The organism is Mycobacterium shunyiense (genome assembly GCF_058270035.1).
Genome location: NZ_JBZDPT010000019.1, coordinates 201,756 through 217,672, shown reverse-complemented (window position 1 = coordinate 217,672; position 15,917 = coordinate 201,756). Strand labels below are relative to the sequence as shown.

The 15,917-nt window shown below is 67.6% G+C and carries 19 protein-coding genes; 12 read left to right on the top strand and 7 right to left on the bottom strand.

All coding sequences use genetic code 11. From position 1 onward, the window contains the following. Positions 1–2 precede the first annotated feature (2 nt). Positions 3–707, bottom strand: a complete 705-nt coding sequence (locus AC4ELS_RS13205; protein WP_055110487.1) for a TetR/AcrR family transcriptional regulator — start codon at positions 705–707, stop codon at positions 3–5. 106 nt (positions 708–813) lie between these two features. Between AC4ELS_RS13205 and AC4ELS_RS13200 the strand changes: the two genes are divergently transcribed. From AC4ELS_RS13200 to deoC, 6 genes are all read left to right on the top strand, one after another. Next, positions 814–2,142, top strand: a complete 1,329-nt coding sequence (locus tag AC4ELS_RS13200) for a DUF445 domain-containing protein (protein ID WP_463805287.1) — start codon at positions 814–816, stop codon at positions 2,140–2,142. Between the two features lie 89 nt (positions 2,143–2,231). Further along, the gene (locus tag AC4ELS_RS13195) at positions 2,232–2,636 is read left to right on the top strand and encodes a helix-turn-helix domain-containing protein (protein WP_055110485.1); all 405 of its coding nucleotides are present in this window, start codon (positions 2,232–2,234) and stop codon (positions 2,634–2,636) included. Between the two features lie 60 nt (positions 2,637–2,696). Further along, a complete protein-coding gene (locus AC4ELS_RS13190; RefSeq protein WP_064882233.1) occupies positions 2,697–3,338 on the top strand; it encodes a hypothetical protein in 642 nt (213 codons plus the stop codon). A gap of 73 nt (positions 3,339–3,411) precedes the next feature. Then, complete coding sequence (locus AC4ELS_RS13185) at positions 3,412–3,696, top strand: DUF2516 family protein (protein WP_055110484.1); 285 nt, start codon at positions 3,412–3,414, stop codon at positions 3,694–3,696. Positions 3,697–3,700: 4 nt separating this feature from the next. After that, positions 3,701–4,120: a DUF2599 domain-containing protein gene (locus AC4ELS_RS13180; protein ID WP_448443819.1), complete on the top strand. Its 420-nt coding sequence runs from the start codon at positions 3,701–3,703 to the stop codon at positions 4,118–4,120. Further along, on the top strand, positions 4,120–4,800 hold the full coding sequence (gene deoC / locus AC4ELS_RS13175; protein ID WP_498885912.1) for a deoxyribose-phosphate aldolase: 681 nt from the start codon (positions 4,120–4,122) through the stop codon (positions 4,798–4,800). Before AC4ELS_RS13180 ends, deoC begins: the two co-directional genes overlap by 1 nt. A gap of 12 nt (positions 4,801–4,812) precedes the next feature. On the opposite strand, the gene AC4ELS_RS13170 is transcribed toward deoC, so the two are convergent. Genes AC4ELS_RS13170 through AC4ELS_RS13150 form a run of 5 tightly spaced genes read right to left on the bottom strand, consistent with a single transcriptional unit; the run spans position 4,813 to position 8,408 of the window. Beyond that, entirely contained in the window at positions 4,813–5,715 is a 903-nt protein-coding gene (locus AC4ELS_RS13170) for an LmeA family phospholipid-binding protein (protein WP_064957094.1), read from the bottom strand. Next, positions 5,712–6,527, bottom strand: coding sequence for a carbon-nitrogen hydrolase family protein (locus AC4ELS_RS13165; RefSeq protein ID WP_499047682.1), 816 nt, complete (start codon positions 6,525–6,527; stop codon positions 5,712–5,714). The genes AC4ELS_RS13170 and AC4ELS_RS13165 overlap by 4 nt, the downstream gene beginning before the upstream one ends. 54 nt (positions 6,528–6,581) lie before the next feature. Beyond that, the gene (locus tag AC4ELS_RS13160; RefSeq protein ID WP_448444185.1) at positions 6,582–7,391 is read right to left on the bottom strand and encodes a class I SAM-dependent methyltransferase; all 810 of its coding nucleotides are present in this window, start codon (positions 7,389–7,391) and stop codon (positions 6,582–6,584) included. After that, entirely contained in the window at positions 7,366–7,878 is a 513-nt protein-coding gene (locus AC4ELS_RS13155; RefSeq protein WP_064882333.1) for a DUF2505 domain-containing protein, read from the bottom strand. The genes AC4ELS_RS13160 and AC4ELS_RS13155 overlap by 26 nt, the downstream gene beginning before the upstream one ends. Positions 7,879–7,901: 23 nt before the next feature. Then, a complete protein-coding gene (locus tag AC4ELS_RS13150) occupies positions 7,902–8,408 on the bottom strand; it encodes a DUF2505 domain-containing protein (protein WP_448443814.1) in 507 nt (168 codons plus the stop codon). 26 nt (positions 8,409–8,434) lie between these two features. Here AC4ELS_RS13150 and AC4ELS_RS13145 point away from each other — a divergent pair, with 26 nt between their 5' ends. Both AC4ELS_RS13145 and AC4ELS_RS13140 read left to right on the top strand, forming a co-directional pair. After that, positions 8,435–9,526 (top strand): UDP-N-acetylmuramate dehydrogenase, encoded by a 1,092-nt coding sequence (locus AC4ELS_RS13145; protein WP_448443812.1) that lies wholly within the window; start codon positions 8,435–8,437, stop codon positions 9,524–9,526. Between the two features lie 6 nt (positions 9,527–9,532). Next, positions 9,533–10,861, top strand: a complete 1,329-nt coding sequence (locus AC4ELS_RS13140; RefSeq protein WP_064957090.1) for a L,D-transpeptidase — start codon at positions 9,533–9,535, stop codon at positions 10,859–10,861. Positions 10,862–10,918: 57 nt separating this feature from the next. Here AC4ELS_RS13140 and AC4ELS_RS13135 read toward each other — a convergent pair whose 3' ends face one another. Beyond that, on the bottom strand, positions 10,919–11,683 hold the full coding sequence (locus AC4ELS_RS13135; RefSeq protein WP_064882250.1) for an SDR family oxidoreductase: 765 nt from the start codon (positions 11,681–11,683) through the stop codon (positions 10,919–10,921). A gap of 190 nt (positions 11,684–11,873) precedes the next feature. On the opposite strand from AC4ELS_RS13135, the gene AC4ELS_RS13130 reads away from it, so the two are divergent. The 4 genes from AC4ELS_RS13130 to AC4ELS_RS13115 are packed head-to-tail and all read left to right on the top strand — an operon-like array spanning position 11,874 to position 15,826. Beyond that, positions 11,874–13,232 carry an ROK family protein gene (locus AC4ELS_RS13130; RefSeq protein WP_448443809.1) on the top strand — a complete coding sequence of 453 codons (1,359 nt, stop codon included), beginning with the start codon at positions 11,874–11,876 and terminating at the stop codon, positions 13,230–13,232. Positions 13,233–13,242: 10 nt separating this feature from the next. Then, a complete protein-coding gene (mshA, locus tag AC4ELS_RS13125) occupies positions 13,243–14,550 on the top strand; it encodes a D-inositol-3-phosphate glycosyltransferase (protein WP_499047678.1) in 1,308 nt (435 codons plus the stop codon). Continuing rightward, complete coding sequence (locus AC4ELS_RS13120; protein ID WP_499047676.1) at positions 14,547–15,059, top strand: type III secretion system chaperone family protein; 513 nt, start codon at positions 14,547–14,549, stop codon at positions 15,057–15,059. Before mshA ends, AC4ELS_RS13120 begins: the two co-directional genes overlap by 4 nt. A gap of 23 nt (positions 15,060–15,082) precedes the next feature. Then, on the top strand, positions 15,083–15,826 hold the full coding sequence (locus AC4ELS_RS13115) for a phosphoglyceromutase (protein ID WP_064882256.1): 744 nt from the start codon (positions 15,083–15,085) through the stop codon (positions 15,824–15,826). Positions 15,827–15,917: the final 91 nt, after the last annotated feature.

Here is a 15,917-nt window from a genome sequence, read left to right as displayed (position 1 = left end):
GATCAGTCAAGCAGTTGTGGCGGCAAAACCGGTGATGGATGTGGCAGTGAGTTGAACTTCTCCAGCGAGCCGCCGACTTCGACGATGCCGCACAGCGCGTTCCACGACAGCATGGTCAGGTAGTCGATCAGTTCATCGGCGGTCATCCGCGGGTTCGACATCCAGGAGTGGGTGGCCAGCTGGACCCCGCCGACGGTGTGGAACGCCCACGCCTCGGCGCCACGGGTGTCCATGCCGACCGAGGCCATGCGGCGGCGCAGCATGACGGCGAGCATGCGCGCGATGATCTGCTCGGAATCGGCGACGGCCTTGCTCTTGCTGGCCGAGTTGTTGGCCATCACGAACGGATAGATCTCGGGCTCGGCGGCAACGGTTTCCACGTAGACCTTGATGATCTCGCGGGTCAGATCGAATCCATCGAGATTCGAGGACAGGGCGGCAGCCATGTTGGGGATCAGGGTGGTCTGGGCGAACCGCATCATCACCGCGGTGGTGAGGTCGTTCTTGTCGACGAAGTAGCGGTACAGCACCGTCTTGGAAACGCCGATCTCAGCGGCGATCTCGTCCATGCTGACGTTGCTGCCCTGGCGCCGGATCGCTTCGAGGGTGCCGTCTACCAGCTCATTGCGCCGCTCCACCTTGTGTTGGTGCCAGCGCCGTTTGCGTCCATCGGTCTTCACCGTCACCGGCGGAGTCTGCTGTGCCACTGTCGCAGTAGTCCCATTCCCTAGTTCCACTTGATACTACGGCGAATCTGCGGTTACCGGCTTGAGGGTCAGGCCGTCAGTCGCGGCGATAGCGCAAGATGGAAAGGTGGCACATCGAACCGACGCCGGAGTCCGCGTGAATGCGGGCCCGCGGCAAAGTTTTGCCGAAACGCTGGCCGGTGCGGACAGCGCTGCCGACGCCGAACGCCTACGGGGTTTGCGGAGGATGAAGCTGGTAGCGCTGAGCTTCCTGGTCGGCGCCACGGTGATCTTCCTCCTGTGCACCTGGGCGCAGTCGCGGGGCGCGGCCGGCTGGGTCGGTTATCTCCGGGCCGCGGCCGAGGCGGGCATGGTCGGCGCGCTGGCCGACTGGTTCGCGGTGACCGCGCTGTTCAAGCATCCGTTGGGCCTGCCCATCCCGCACACGGCCATCATCAAGCGCAAGAAGGACCAGCTGGGGGAGGGTCTGGGCACGTTCGTGCGGGAGAACTTCATGTCTCCCGAGGTGATCGCCACCAAACTTCACGACGCCCAGGTCGCGGGCCGGCTGGGCAAGTGGCTGTCCGACCGTCCGCATGCCGAGCGGGTGGCCGCCGAGGCGTCGACCGTGCTGCGGGTCGGGGTCGAGATGCTGCGCGACGAGGACGTCCAGCACGTGTTGGACCGGATGATCGTCAAGCGCATCGCCGAGCCCAAATGGGGACCACCGATCGGCCGGGTGCTGTCCACGCTGCTGCAGGAGGGGCGCCAGGAAGCACTGATCCAGCTGTTGTGCGACCGGGCGTTCCAATGGTCGCTGAACTCCGGTGAGGTGATCGAGCGGGTGATCGAGCGGGATTCGCCCACGTGGTCGCCCCGCTGGGTGGACCACCTGGTCGGGGAGCGGATCCACCGGGAGCTCATGGACTTCACCGACAAGGTGCGGCGCAACCCAGACCACGAGCTGCGCCGCTCGGCGACCCGGTTCCTGTTCGAGTTCGCCGACGATCTGCAGAACGACGAGGCGACGATTCAGCGCGCCGAGAACGTCAAGGAACAGATCATGGGCCGCGACGAGGTGACGCGGGCGGCCGAGAGCGCGTGGGCGGCGGCCAAGCGGATCATCCTGGAGTCGGTGGACGACCCGTCCTCGGCGCTGCGCACCCGGATCGCCGACTCGGTGATGCGCATCGGGGAGTCGCTGCGTGACGACGCCGAGCTACGCGACAAAGTCGACAGCTGGATCATCCGAGGGGCGAAACACCTGGTCGCGGAGTATGGGACCGAGATCACAGCAATCATCACCGAGACCATCGAACGCTGGGACGCCGACGAGGCGAGCCGCCGGATCGAACTGCATGTGGGCCGTGACCTGCAATTTATCCGGATCAACGGCACGGTGGTGGGATCGCTGGCGGGCCTGATCATCTATTCGGTAGCCCAACTACTCTTCTGACCTGCGCTAACTAGTGCTTGCAAAAGTTAGCACCCCGTCGTAGCGTGAATTTTGTCGTTAACGGATACACGGCCTACGAGGGGAATGACATGGCGCAAGACGAAAATCTCGCCGCTGTCGTCTCCAACGCTGCGCAGGACATCGGAAGCTTCATCCGGGCCCAGCGCGAGGCGGCGCAGGTATCGGTTCGGCAGTTGGCCGAGAAGGCCGGCGTCAGCAATCCCTACCTGAGCCAGATCGAACGGGGATTGCGGAAACCCTCCGCCGACGTGCTCAACCAGATCGCGAAGGCACTTCGGGTGTCCGCGGAAGTCCTCTATGTGCGCGCCGGGATCTTGGAGCCCAGCGAGCCCAGCGAGGTCCGCGACGCCATCGTCAACGACGTGGGGATCACCGAGCGGCAGAAGCAGGTGCTGCTCGATATCTACACATCGTTCCGGCAGCAGAACGAAGCCGAAGCAGGTGAGGAGCAGACATCTGATCCGACTGACTGACACCTCACCAACTGACCGATAACCATTCGCACGAAAAGCCATCCTGAGAAAGGAATTCGCATGACCGAGAAGACTCAGCCCACCATCGAAGACCTCAAGGCCCCGCTGTTGGCCGCCGTCGGCGCTGCCGACCTGGCCCTGGCCACGGTCAACGAGATCGTCGCCAGCCTGCGTGAGCGTGCCGAAGGCGCGCGCACCGATGCCGAGGCCCGCGTCGAGGAGAGCCGTGCCCGCCTGAACAAGCTGCAGGAGGAGCTGCCGGCCCAGTTCGGTGAGCTGCGCGAGAAGCTGAACTCCGACGAGCTGCGCAAGGCCGCCGAGGGCTACGCCGATCAGGCCACCGCGACCTACAACAAGCTGGTCGAGCGTGGCGAGGCCGCGTTGGAGCGCCTGCGCAACCAGCCGGCCATCGAAGAGGCCGCCAGCCGGGTCGAGGGCTACACCGACCAGGTCTCCGAGCTGACCCAGGAGGCTCTGGGCACCGTGGCGACCCAGACCCGCGCGGTCGGCGAGCGCGCCGCCAAGCTGGTCGGCGTCGAGCTGCCGAAGAAGGCCGAAAAGGCCGAGGCCCCCGCTGCTGCGGCCCCCGCCAAGAAGGCCGCCCCGGCCAAGAAGGCCCCGGCTGCTCCGGCCAAGAAGGCTGCCACCCCGGCCGCCAAGAAGACCACGGCCACTCCGGCCAAGAAGGTCACCCAGAAGTAATACCGGTGTCGATCGGCCGGGCATTGAGCCCCGTCGGTCGACGCTGACGATGAGGCCCGCATAGGCTGGTGAGGTGCAACTTGCCAACCTTGCGGGCCTCATTATTTCCGTACTCGGTTACGTGGTCGTTCTCGTGACCGTGTACGCCTTCGTGCATGCGGCGATGCAGCGTCCGGACGCCTACACGGCCACCGGCAAGCTCACCAAGCCCGTATGGCTGGCCATCCTGGGTGTGAGCGCGGTGCTGACGCTGCTGGTGGGTGGTGTGTTCATCCCCGTCATCGCGGCCTGCGCCACCGGTGTCTACCTCGTCGATGTGCGGCCCAAGCTGCTCGAAATCCAGGGAAAGTCGCACTGACCTGATGCGTTCGTCACTGGCTGCGTTCGGCGCGGCTTGTCTCGCGCTGGGCGCGACATTGACCTCGATCCCCGTCGCTGCCGCCGACCCGGCTGCCGACCACGTCTACGTCGACCACGTCGAATGGGCCAAATGGGGTGACCTGTCGAGCCTGCGCGTCTATCCCACCGACGCTGCCCGGGAGCTGGCCCGTCAGCCTGGCAACGTCGCGCAGGCCGACCAGGCCTGGGCCGAGGTGCTGGCCCTGTCGCCCGATGCCGACCTGCCCGGGATGCGTGAACAGTTCGTGTGTCACTGGACGTTCGCCGAACTCACCGAGCCCGGCAAGACCAGCTGGAATCTGGAGCCGTGGCGGCCCGAGGTCGCCCCCGAGGCGATGCTGGCCAGCGGATGCAATCCCGGCGGCAGTGAGGAACCGTTCTGATGGGCAGCTACACCCGCGCTCAGGTGGCGGCCCTGGTCGACCACACCTTGCTCAAGCCCGAGGCCACCGTGGCCGACGTCGAGAAGCTGGTGGCCGAAGGCGCCGACCTCGGGGTGTTCTCGGTATGCGTGTCACCGTCGCTGGTCACCGCCGCGGCCGCGGCGGCCCCGTCCGGCCTGGCGGTGGCCGCGGTGTCCGGCTTCCCGTCGGGCAAACACCTGGCCGAGATCAAGGCCCGCGAATCGCACCTGGCGGTGGCCGCGGGCGCCGCCGAGATCGACATGGTGATCGACGTCGGGATCGCGCTGATGGGCGACCTCGACGCGACCGCAGCCGAGGTCGCCGAGGTACGTGCAGCGGTGCCGGGCGCCACGCTCAAGGTGATCGTCGAGTCCGCGGCGCTGCTGGAGTTCGGCAGCGAGGCGTTGTTGCAGGACGTCTGCCGGGCCGCCGTCGGCGCCGGAGCCGACTTCGTCAAGACGTCCACCGGCTTTCACCCCAGCGGAGGCGCTTCCACCCGGGCCGTCGAACTGATGGCGCGCGCGGTGGGCGACGGTGTGGGGGTCAAGGCGAGCGGCGGCATCCGCACCGCCGACGTGGCGGTCGCGATGCTCGACGCCGGAGCCACCCGGCTCGGCCTGTCGGGCACCAGGGCGGTGCTCGACGGCCTCACCGGCTGAGCGGGGGAAAACTCAGAGCTTGTCGAAGCAGGGATCGTCGGCGGGTTTCGGCATCGACGCGTTCTTGGTCGAAAACTTCGCCACCACGCCGCTGTCGGTGACCTGCACGCTGTCGGCGTGAATTCCCATCGGATAGTTCTCGGTCAGCTGGCCGGTGAACTTGTCCAGGATGGGTTGCAGCGTCTCGCGCGGCCACGACAGTCCGATCGCGCTCAGGTCGACGATCTGCATCGAGATGCCCTTGTTGACCACCGTGGGCTTGGCGGTGATGGTGCCGAGCAGGCCCTTGAGCTCGATCGTCCCGTTCGAAGGGTTGGTCTTCACATCCGAGATGGCCGAGCCGATGAACGGCAGCTGGACCATGTCGGCCACCGTCTGGCGGATGCCGTCGGTGCCCCAGGTGATGTCGGCGACCAGCGATCCGACGGTGCCGCTGGAATCGGCGGTCTCCTGGATGCGCACGTCCTCGATGCCGAGCTTGACCTGCATGCCCTTGGCCTCGCGGATCTGGTTGCCCGCGGTCTCGATGTTGATGTTGGTGTAATGGCCGCTCACGTGCTGCATCAGGAACGGCGGCAGCGGGTCGAACGAGGCCTTCGCGCCGTCCTGCACGATGCATTCGACGATCGAGGCGACGATCTTGTCGGCCCGGCTGCGGGCGTACAGCTCACCGCCGAGCACGCCGGCGGCGACCAGAGCCACCACGATCACGAAGACCAGTACCACCGACAACGGATCTGACAGCAGCTTCTTGATCTTCGCCAGTGCCGAGGGGCTCTCCGGGCCCTGCGGCTGGGGAGCTGCAGGTGCCGGTTCGTCGACCTGACCCGGCTGAGCCGTCGGGGGCTGAGGAGGCAGCTCCTGGGTAGGCGATGGCGGGGACTGGTCGGTTGGGCGAGCCCAGGGATCGGTCACCCCAGCGATTGTGCCTTACCGAACTGAGCGAACTGTGAGCGGTTCTGCAGCACCGCGATGGTGTCCCGGACCTGGTTGACGGCGTCGAGGTCGACGTCGAAAACCAGCAACTCCCGCTCGGCCCCGGCCACGGCGAGAACCTCACCGGTGGGGGAGGCGACCACACTGCCACCGACGCCCGTCGGGCCGACTTTGGCGATCTCGTCGCCCGGATACGCCTGGTCCACCGCGGCGATGAAGCCGGTGGTGTCCAGCGCCCGGGCCCGGGCCAACAGGGTCCACTGCTCCAGCTTGCCGGGCCCGGACCCCCATGAGGCATGCACGGTGATCAGCTGGGCGCCGCGACGGGCCAGCTCCACATAGAGCTCGGGGAACCGGATGTCGTAGCAGGTGCTCAGGCCGACCGTGACCCCGTCGACCGTGATGGTCACCGGATCGAAACCCGGTGCCACAGTGCGTGATTCGGCGAACCCGAAGGCGTCGTACAGGTGGATCTTGTCGTAGTGCGCATCGACGCCGGGGCCCGTCGCGATCAGGGTGTTGGTGACCCGACCGTCGTCACTGGGGACGAACATCCCGGCCACCACGACCACCCCGGCCCGCGCGGCGATCTCGCGTACCGCCGTCGCCCACGGTCCGTCGAGGTTCTCGGCGACAGGGCCCAGCGGCACCCCGAAGCGGCACATCGTGGCCTCGGGGAACAACACCAACCGGGCGCCGTCCGCGGCGGCGCGGTGGGTGTACTCGTCGACCAGTGCGAGATTCGACGACGGGTCCGTGTCGGTGGCGATCTGCGCCAGGGCAATTCGCATGCGGATCAGTTTAGTGGCGCCACGGTGCCTAATTTGTGGCTGGCGCCACGGTGCCTAATTTGTGGCTGGCGCCACGGCGCCCCACGGGACGGTGAGCACTCCGTCGCGCAACCGGCGGCGCGGCGCGGCGACCGGCCATCCCTCGGTGCGCAACAGCTCCACCATGGCCCGCCAGCGCACCCGCGGTCCGAACACGCCGTGCCCGGCCGCGCTGGCCCACGCCCGGTCGGCGGCGCCTAGCAGCGCGTGGATCGGCTGACCTTCGACGTTGTGGTGGATCAGCACCTTGGGCAGCCGTTCGGCCAGATCCGACGGCCGCTCGATGCTGAACGGGTCACACGCCAGGGTCAGGGTCACCGGCCCGTCCGCGTCCAACAGCACCCAGCAGCATCGGCGGCCCAGCTCGTCGCAGGTCCCGTCGACGATCAGCCCACCGGGCGCGAGCCGGCGCGACATCGTCGCCCAGGCATCCGGCACCGCCTCGACCGGATACTGACGCAGCACGTTGAACGCCCGCACCAGCACCGGTCGCAGCCCGGCCAACTCGAACCCGCCGAGGGCGAAGTGAACGTCGCTGGCCTCGGACATCGCGCGGGCGGTGGCCACCCGTTCCGGGTGGATCTCCAGGCCGACGACCCGCACGTCGGGACGCACCGACTGCAGTCGCGCGGCCAGTTCGAGCGTGGTCACCGGCAGCGCGCCGTACCCGAGATCGACCACCAGCGGATCGGTCGCGGCCCGCAGCACACTGCGTACCCGCGGCGAGTGCACCAGCCAACGGTCACTGCGGCGCAGCCGGTTGTATCCGGTGGTGCCCCGGGTGACCGCGCCGACGGGTCTAGACGTGCTCGGCGATCCACTCAGCGGTGAACGCCCCCTCGATGGTGAAAACCTCGTTGACGGACTGCAGGACCATGTCTTCGAGCTTGCCGCCGACCAGGGGCATCGGCACCTTGCAAATGCTGTCGACCTCGAGCCGGCTGCCCGCCGACGCCCCGGTGAGCACATAGCGGCCGTCGAGCCGGCCCGGGACGTGTGAAACCGACGCGGCGTAATGGCCTTTCACGCCCTGCGGGTCGAAGGGACCGAAAATCTGCCTGCGGGTGATGGCCATGTCGAGCGGTATCACCGATCGCAGGAGGGCGGGCAATTCCTCGCGCGGCAGCACCTGCCGGAACTCGACCTCGATCCCGCTCCCGTCGGAGCTGAACGCCGTGATGTCGGATTTCCCGGGCGTGAGGTCGTCGTATCGGTCCATTAGGGCCTGCCAGTAATCGCCGTCCGCGAACACGGCGTACATCGTCTCGGCGGGTGCGTCGAAACTCAACGTCGACTGCCGGCTTCGGCTCATGGCTACCGACCGTACCGCCGGATTCAGCTGTGATCGGTGATCCACCCCGAGGTGAACCGTTGCTCGGCGGTCAACAGGTCGACCAGCTGCGAACCGATGAAACTCTCGATCTTGCCGCCGACCAGCGGCACCCTCACCTCGACCGTGATGTGCACCGACAAGCGGCACCCGCCGTCGGTCCCAGTGAGTGTCGCGGACCCGGACAGCGACACCGGTGCTCCTGAGATGGAGCCCTGGACCGTGCCGCGGGACGCGCCGTCACGCATCGGTTGCCAGTGCTCCTCGCGGCGGATCTTCAGATCGCCGCGGTGAAACTGTGACACCAGCCCGGGCAGCCGGTTTGCGTGCAGGATCTGCGTGGTGACCGCTTTGATCTCGCCGTCGTCGGACACGGTCAGGGCGTCCAGAGTGGCTTCGTCGGCCCCCGAATCGGCCAGCCGGGCCAACCAATACTGTTCGTCAGCGAATGCCCGGTGGACCTGTTCGACGCCGGCTTCGTAATCGGTGGCCATGTCGAATGATCGCGGCATAGCTGGTCAGGCTACCGTTACGGCCCGTGGTCAGTTCGTATGTTGCCGGGGTCGCGGTCGCCGAGTCGGTTGCGCTGGCCCCGCTGACCACGCTGCGCGTCGGTCCGGTGGCTCGCAGAGTGCTGACCTGCACCAGCACCGATCAGCTGATCGATGTGCTGCGCGCGGTCGCCGACCCGATCCTGGTGCTGGCCGGCGGATCCAACGTGGTGCTGGCCGACGATCTCTCCGAGACGATGCCCGATCTCACCGTGGTGCGGGTGGCCAACACCGCGATCACCGTCGAGGGCAACCTGGTGCGCGCCGAGGCCGGCGCCGTGTTCGACGACGTCGTCGTGTCCTCCCTCAATCATGGGCTGGGCGGCCTCGAATGCCTGTCCGGGATACCGGGTTCGACCGGGGCCACCCCGGTGCAGAACGTGGGTGCCTATGGCGCCGAGGTCGCCGACACCATCAGCCGGGTGCGGTTGCTCGACCGGCGCACGGGTGAAGTCCGTTGGGCCGCACCGGAAGAACTCAAGTTCGGCTACCGCACCAGCATCCTCAAACACTCCGATGCCGTCATCGTGCTCGAAGTCGAGTTCGCCCTCGATCCGACGGGGCGCAGCGCACCGCTGCGGTACCGCGAACTGGCCACCGCGCTTGGGGTCGAACCCGGGGAGCGGGCCGACCCGACGCGTGTTCGCCAGACTGTGCTGCAGTTGCGTGCCGGCAAAGGGATGGTGCTCGACGCCGATGACCACGACACCTGGAGCGTCGGGTCTTTCTTCACCAACCCCGTGGTGTCGCAGGCCGAGTTCGAGCGGGTGCAGGCCACGTTCGAGGCAGGCCAGGACGGAGCGGCCGGGGCGGTGCCGCATTACCCGGCACCCGACGGGGTCAAGCTCGCGGCGGGCTGGCTCGTCGAGCACGCCGGCTTCGGTAAGGGCTACCCCGGTGAAGGCGCTCCGGCGCGGCTTTCCACCAAGCATGCCCTGGCTCTGACTAATCGTGGCGAGGCGAACACTGCCGATGTGATTGCCCTGGCCAGAGCGGTGCAGGCGGGTGTTTTGGACCGCTTCGGGATCACGCTGCACCCAGAACCGATTCTGATTGGGTGCGATCTATCAGTACCCTAGATCCACGTGAGCCCTGGCGGTGATATAGAGGCGGATGCGCCGTTGTTCAATCGGCGGCGTGCCCTGACGGTGTTGACCGTCGGAATGGGAGCCGGACTGCTGGCTGCCTGCTCGGGAAAGTCGCCCGTCTCGGCACCTGAGGCAGCCGGGCCGGTGGCGCCGACGGTGACCTACGAGCCTGCCGCCGACTCCGATGACGTGCTGCCGACGGCGCCGGTCGGCGTCAAGGTCGAGAACGGCGTGTTCCAGCGCGTCAGCCTGACCAACGCCAACGGCAAGGTCGTCGCTGGCAAATTCAACAGCGACCGCACCGCGTTCACTGTCACCGAACCCCTCGGCTACGAATCCACCTACACGTGGGCGGGTGCCGTGGTGGGGCAGGACGGCAAGTCCGAATCCGTGCAGGGCAAGTTCTCCACCGTCGCCCCGCAGAAACAGGTCAACGGCCAGTTCCAGCTCGCCGACGGCCAGGTCGTCGGCGTGGCCGCGCCGATCATCCTGCAGTTCGACGCCGCGATCGACGACAAGTACCGGGCGACCGTCGAAAAAGCTCTTCAGGTCACCACCACCCCGCCCGTCGAGGGCAGCTGGGCATGGCTGCCCGACGAGGCCGGGGGCTCGCGCGTGCACTGGCGCACCAGGGAGTACTACCCGGCCGGAACCAAGGTCAGCGTCAAGGCACCGCTGTACGGCGTCAGCTTCGGTGACGGCGCCTACGGTGCGGCGGACTCGACGCTCGACATCGAGATCGGCCGCCGCCAGGTCGTCAAGGCCGAGGCCTCCAGCCACCGCATCCAGGTGCTCGACGGATCCGGCGCGGTGATCATGGACTTCCCGTGCAGCTACGGCGAGGGCGACCTGGACCGCAACGTCACGCGTAGCGGCATCCACGTGGTCACCGAGAAGTACGAGGACTTCTGGATGACCAACCCGGCCGCCGGATACAGCAATGTGCACGAACGCTTCGCGGTGCGGATCTCCAACAACGGCGAGTTCATCCACTGCAACCCGAACAGCATTGGTTCGCAGGGCAACACCAACGTGACCAACGGTTGCATCAACCTGAACCTGGAGAACTCGCAGCAGTACTTCAACAGCGCGATGTACGGCGACCCGGTCGAGGTGACCGGGACCCGGATCCAGTTGTCCTACGCCGACGGCGACCTCTGGGACTGGGCGGTGGACTGGAACGAGTGGAAGTCCATGTCCGCGCTGTCCTCGGAGGATTCGCCGTCAAATCTGCCGGCCAGCGCGCCGGCGACGCCGACCGACGCGCCCACCCTGTCCGGTACCCCGACGACAACAACGCCGCCGAAGCCTACGCCGGGCGGTTGATGCTTTCGCGGTTGTCAGGCGCGGTTACCGCTAGTCGTTCAACCTCCGGTTACTGCGCTAGTCGTTCAACCTCCGGTTGAAGCGCGACCCGGGGGCCCCGCTGACCTGGTCACGCGGCCTGACCACGATCAGGTCGAGGTCGACGTGAGACGGGCGTGAGGCGACGAAACCGATCACCTCGGCGATGTCCTCGGCCACCAGCGGGGTAACCCCCTCATAGACCTTCTCGGCTCGCTCCTCGTCTCCGTCAAAGCGGTTCAGCGAGAAGTCGGTCTGCACCATCCCGGGCGCAACTTCGGTGAGCCGCACGGGTTTTCCGAGCAATTCGCTGCGCAGGGTGCGGTGCAGGACGCCCTGGGCGTGCTTGGCTGAGGTGTAGCCCGCCCCGTTGTCATAGATCTCGACGGCGGCGATCGAGGTGACGGTGATGATCAGCCCGTCGCCGGAGTCGATGAGCTTGGGCAGCAGCGCGCGGGTGACGCGCAGGGTGCCCAGCACATTGGACTCCCACATCCAGCGCCAGTGGTCGATCTCGGCGTCGGCCACCGGCTCCAGCCCGCGGGCCCCGCCGGCGTTGTTCACCAGCACATCCACCCGGTCCAACTGGGCCGCCAAGGCGTCGACGGAGGCCTGGTCGGTGACGTCCGCCACAATCGCGGTACCGCCGATCTCGTCGGCCAGCGCCTGGATCCGATCGGCCCGACGGGCCGCGCAAACCACGTGAAAGCCCAGGGCGGCAAGGGATCTGGCGGTTGCCGCACCGATCCCCGCGCTGGCGCCGGTGACCACTGCGACCCTTTTTTCTGACTGTGATGTCGTCACATGACCAACATTAGATGGCGTGCTAAGTTCTTCGTGTGTCCGGAAACCTCCAGTCCCGCTTCGTGCGGCGTGCGTGTTGTTGTTGCGCACCCCGCCGCGCCTGACTGAACCCGGACACCTTTTCACGTCCTGCTGAGTCGCCAGGTGTGGTCTTCAACCCACCAGTCGACAATCAGTAAGGACCATTCACGTGACCACCGCCATCGCCGCTCCCCGCCGCTCTTCTGCCCGTTCCGCTGCCGTCTCTTCGAACGGCGCCGCCACGCGGACCGCTCGGTCGCTGTCCGCCGCCTCGCGCTACCCGCAGTCGCGGCTGCTGCACATCGTCGCCCCGTCGCTGAAGGTGCCTGACGCCGCCGCGGCCTCGGTCTTCAGCGCCGTCCGCACCCGCGGGCCCATCGCCCGGGATGCCATCGCGCAGCTCACGCAGTTGAGCATCGCGACCGTCAACCGTCAGGTCACCGCGCTGCTCGACGCCGGAATCCTGCGTGAGCGTGCCGATCTCGCGGTCTCCGGGGCCATCGGGCGGCCCCGGGTGCCCGTCGAGGTCAATCACGAGCCCTACCTCACGCTCGGCATCCACATCGGTGCGCGCACCACCAGCATCGTGGCCACCGACCTGTTCGGCCGCACGCTCGACGTGGTCGAGACGCCGACCCCGTCGGGGCCCCAGTCCGCAGCATTGGCCACCTTGGCTGCCAGCGCCCGCCGGTACCTGAGCCGCTGGCACCGTCGTCGCCCGCTGTGGGTCGGCGTCGCCGCCGGTGGCGTCGTCGACAGCGCCACCGGATACCTCGATCACCCGCGGCTGGGCTGGGCCGATGCCCCGGTGGGCCCGGTGCTTGCCGAAGCGCTTGCGCTGCCCGTGTCGGTGGCCTCGCATGTCGATGCGATGGCCGGTGCCGAACTGCTGCTGGGGGGACGCCGCTCATCCCCGGAAGCCGCCGGCGCTCCGGCCCGGACCAGCCTCTATGTCTATGCCCGCGAAACCGTCGGCTATGCGCTCTCGATCGACGGCCGGGTGCACTCTCCGGCCAGCGGTCCCGGCACCATCGCCGGTCTGCCTGCGCAATCCGAATTGCTGGGCGGCTCAGGGCAATTGGAGACCACGGTAAGTGACGAGGCGGTGCTCAACGCGGCCCGCAAACTGCGGATCATCCCGGCTGAAGGTCCCTCCTCGACGCTGCCCGCGGTGCTTCGCGCGGCCCGGCAGGGTAACGAGAAGGCGGTCGAGCTGCTGGCCGACCGGGCCCGCGTGCTCGGCGAGGCCGTCGCGCTCCTGCGCGATCTGCTCAATCCCGACGATCTGGTGCTCGGGGGCCAGGCCTTCACCGAATACCCCGAAGGCATGCCCGTCGTGGAGGACGCCGTCACGCGCCGCTCCGTGCTGGGGCCCCGTGACATCCGGCTGACGGCCTTCGGTAACCGGGTCCAGGAGGCCAGTGCCGGCATCGTTTCGCTGGGCGGTCTCTACGCGGATCCGATCGGCGCCATGCGGCGTGCCCAAACCCGCCGGTCGGCGAGTGGGGCCGGCATAGCCGCGGTGTAGACATAGAGGTGTGCGTCTAGCGTCAGACCTCGAGCTTCCCCGCCGCGTTGCGGTGATTTCCGTACACACTTCGCCGCTGGCGCAGCCGGGCACCGGTGATGCCGGCGGGATGAATGTCTACGTGCTGCAGACTGCGTTGCAGTTGGCCCGTCGTGGCGTCGAGGTGGAGGTTTTCACCAGGGCCACCTCCTCGTCGGATGCCCCGGTGGTGCCGGTGGCGCCGGGGGTGTTGGTGCGCACTGTGGTGGCCGGGCCGTTCGAGGGCCTGGACAAGTACGACCTGCCCACGCAGCTGTGCGCGTTCACCGCGGGGGTGCTGCGCGCCGAGGCGACACACGAGCCCGGCTATTACGACGTCGTCCACTCGCACTACTGGCTGTCCGGTCAGGTCGGCTGGCTGGCCCGGGACCGCTGGGCGGTGCCGCTGGTGCACACCGCGCACACCCTGGCCGCGGTGAAGAACGCCTCACTGGCCGCCGGTGATTCGCCCGAGCCGCCGCTGCGCGCAGTGGGGGAGCAGCAGGTGGTCGACGAGGCCGACCGACTCATCGTCAACACCGAACATGAAGCACAGCAGCTGGTTTCGCTGCACCACGCCGATCCGGGACGGATCGATGTAGTGCATCCGGGGGTGGACCTGGATGCCTTCACCCCGGGTGATCGCGATGCGGCACGGGCCGTCCTGGGCATTGCGTCCCACGAGCAGGTGGTGGCGTTCGTGGGCCGCATCCAGCCGCTCAAGGCGCCCGACGTGCTGTTGCGGGCTGCCGCGAAACTGCCCGGGGTCCGGGTGCTGGTCGCCGGCGGGCCGTCGGGCAGTGGCCTGGCCGAGCCCGACACCCTGGTTCGTCTCGCCGACGAACTGGGTATCACCGACCGCGTGACGTTCCTGCCCCCGCAGTCCCGCGAACAGTTGGTCAACGTGTATCGCGCCGCCGATCTGGTCGCGGTGCCCAGCTACTCCGAGTCGTTCGGCCTGGTCGCGATCGAGGCCCAGGCCTGCGGGACGCCCGTGGTGGCGGCCGCGGTCGGCGGTCTGCCGGTCGCGGTGGCCGACGGTGTCAGCGGCGCCCTGGTCGACGGACACGACGTCGACGACTGGGCGGCTGCCATCGACGACGTGCTGCAACGCGATCCGGGTCCGTTGCGCCTGGCCGCCGCGGCCCACGCCGCACAGTTCTCCTGGGCGCACACCGTCGACGCCCTGCTGAACAGCTATGCCCATGCCATGAGTGACTACCGGTCCCGGCATCGCAGGCCGTCGGGCCGGCGTCCGGGGCGCCGGTTCGCCCTGCGCCGTGGGGTGCGGGCCTTATGAGCGACGTCGCAAAGATCATCACCGACAGCCTCGACGAGCACGAGCTGGTCTACCACCGCCACGAGGGCGCACGCGGCGGCCTGCCCGGCATCGTCGTCGAGCTGCCGGGCGAACGGAAGCTCAAGACCAACACCATCCTGAGCATCGGTGAGCATTCGGTGCGCGTCGAGGCGTTCGTGTGCCGCAAGCCCGACGAGAACTTCGAAGGCGTCTACCGGTTCCTGCTCAAGCGCAACCGCAGGCTCTACGGCGTCGCCTACACCCTCGACAATGTCGGCGACATCTACCTCGTCGGCCGGATGGCCCTGCATGCGGTCACCGCCGAGGAGATCGACCGGGTGCTCGGCCAGGTGCTCGAGGCCGTCGACTCCGACTTCAACACCTTGCTGGAACTGGGTTTCCGCTCCTCCATCCAGAAAGAGTGGGAGTGGCGGGTTTCACGCGGAGAGTCGCTGAAGAACCTGGAAGCCTTTGAACATCTGATAGAAGAGCGTCTGATCGACGACTGAGCCCTCGTGAGAAGATCACACGCATGCCGACGCTGATCCTGCTCCGCCACGGTGAGAGCGACTGGAACCAGAAGAACCTGTTCACGGGATGGGTCGACGTCGACCTCACCGACAAGGGCCGCACCGAGGCCGTCCGCGGCGGCCAGCTGCTGGTCGAGAACGACGTGCTGCCCGACGTGGTCTACACCTCGCTGCTGCGTCGCGCGATCACCACCGCCAATCTGGCGCTGGATGCCGCCGACCGGCACTGGATCCCCGTGCACCGCGACTGGCGGCTCAACGAGCGGCACTACGGCGCGCTGCAGGGCCTGGACAAGGCCGCGACCAAGGAAAAGTACGGCGAAGAGCAGTTCATGGCGTGGCGGCGCAGCTACGACACCCCGCCGCCGGCCATCGAGAAGGGCAGCGAGTTCAGCCAGGACGCCGATCCCCGCTACGCCGACATCGGTGGCGGCCCGCTGACCGAATGCCTCAAGGACGTCGTGACCCGGTTTGTGCCGTACTACGAGGCGACGATCGTGCCCGACCTCAAGGCCGGCAAGACGGTCCTGATCGCCGCCCACGGAAACTCGCTGCGTGCGCTGGTCAAGTACCTCGACGGAATGTCCGACGAGGACGTCGTCGGCCTGAACATCCCGACCGGCATCCCGCTGCGCTATGACCTGGACGAGAACCTCAAGCCCCTGGTCGCAGGCGGTGAGTACCTCGACCCCGAGGCGGCCGCTGCCGGTGCCGCCGCGGTCGCCGCGCAGGGCGCCAAGAAATAGTTCGCTGGACACGCAGGCTTGCGGGCAAACAGCAGGTTACCGAGGGTTAACGCCAGCCGAACTCCTGTATTTGTCGGTGTGACTTGTCCCG

Bases quoted from the DNA above. Each gene is read 5' to 3' on its own strand.
- AC4ELS_RS13195 (WP_055110485.1), top strand. From the start codon at position 2,232: ATGGCGCAAGACGAAAATCTCGCCGCTGTCGTCTCCAACGCTGCGCAG.
- AC4ELS_RS13190 (WP_064882233.1), top strand. From the start codon at position 2,697: ATGACCGAGAAGACTCAGCCCACCATCGAAGACCTCAAGGCCCCGCTG.
- AC4ELS_RS13180 (WP_448443819.1), top strand. From the start codon at position 3,701: ATGCGTTCGTCACTGGCTGCGTTCGGCGCGGCTTGTCTCGCGCTGGGC.
- deoC (WP_498885912.1), top strand. From the start codon at position 4,120: ATGGGCAGCTACACCCGCGCTCAGGTGGCGGCCCTGGTCGACCACACC.
- AC4ELS_RS13165 (WP_499047682.1), bottom strand. From the start codon at position 6,527: ATGCGAATTGCCCTGGCGCAGATCGCCACCGACACGGACCCGTCGTCG.
- AC4ELS_RS13155 (WP_064882333.1), bottom strand. From the start codon at position 7,878: ATGAGCCGAAGCCGGCAGTCGACGTTGAGTTTCGACGCACCCGCCGAG.
- AC4ELS_RS13150 (WP_448443814.1), bottom strand. From the start codon at position 8,408: ATGCCGCGATCATTCGACATGGCCACCGATTACGAAGCCGGCGTCGAA.
- AC4ELS_RS13120 (WP_499047676.1), top strand. From the start codon at position 14,547: ATGAGCGACGTCGCAAAGATCATCACCGACAGCCTCGACGAGCACGAG.
- AC4ELS_RS13115 (WP_064882256.1), top strand. From the start codon at position 15,083: ATGCCGACGCTGATCCTGCTCCGCCACGGTGAGAGCGACTGGAACCAG.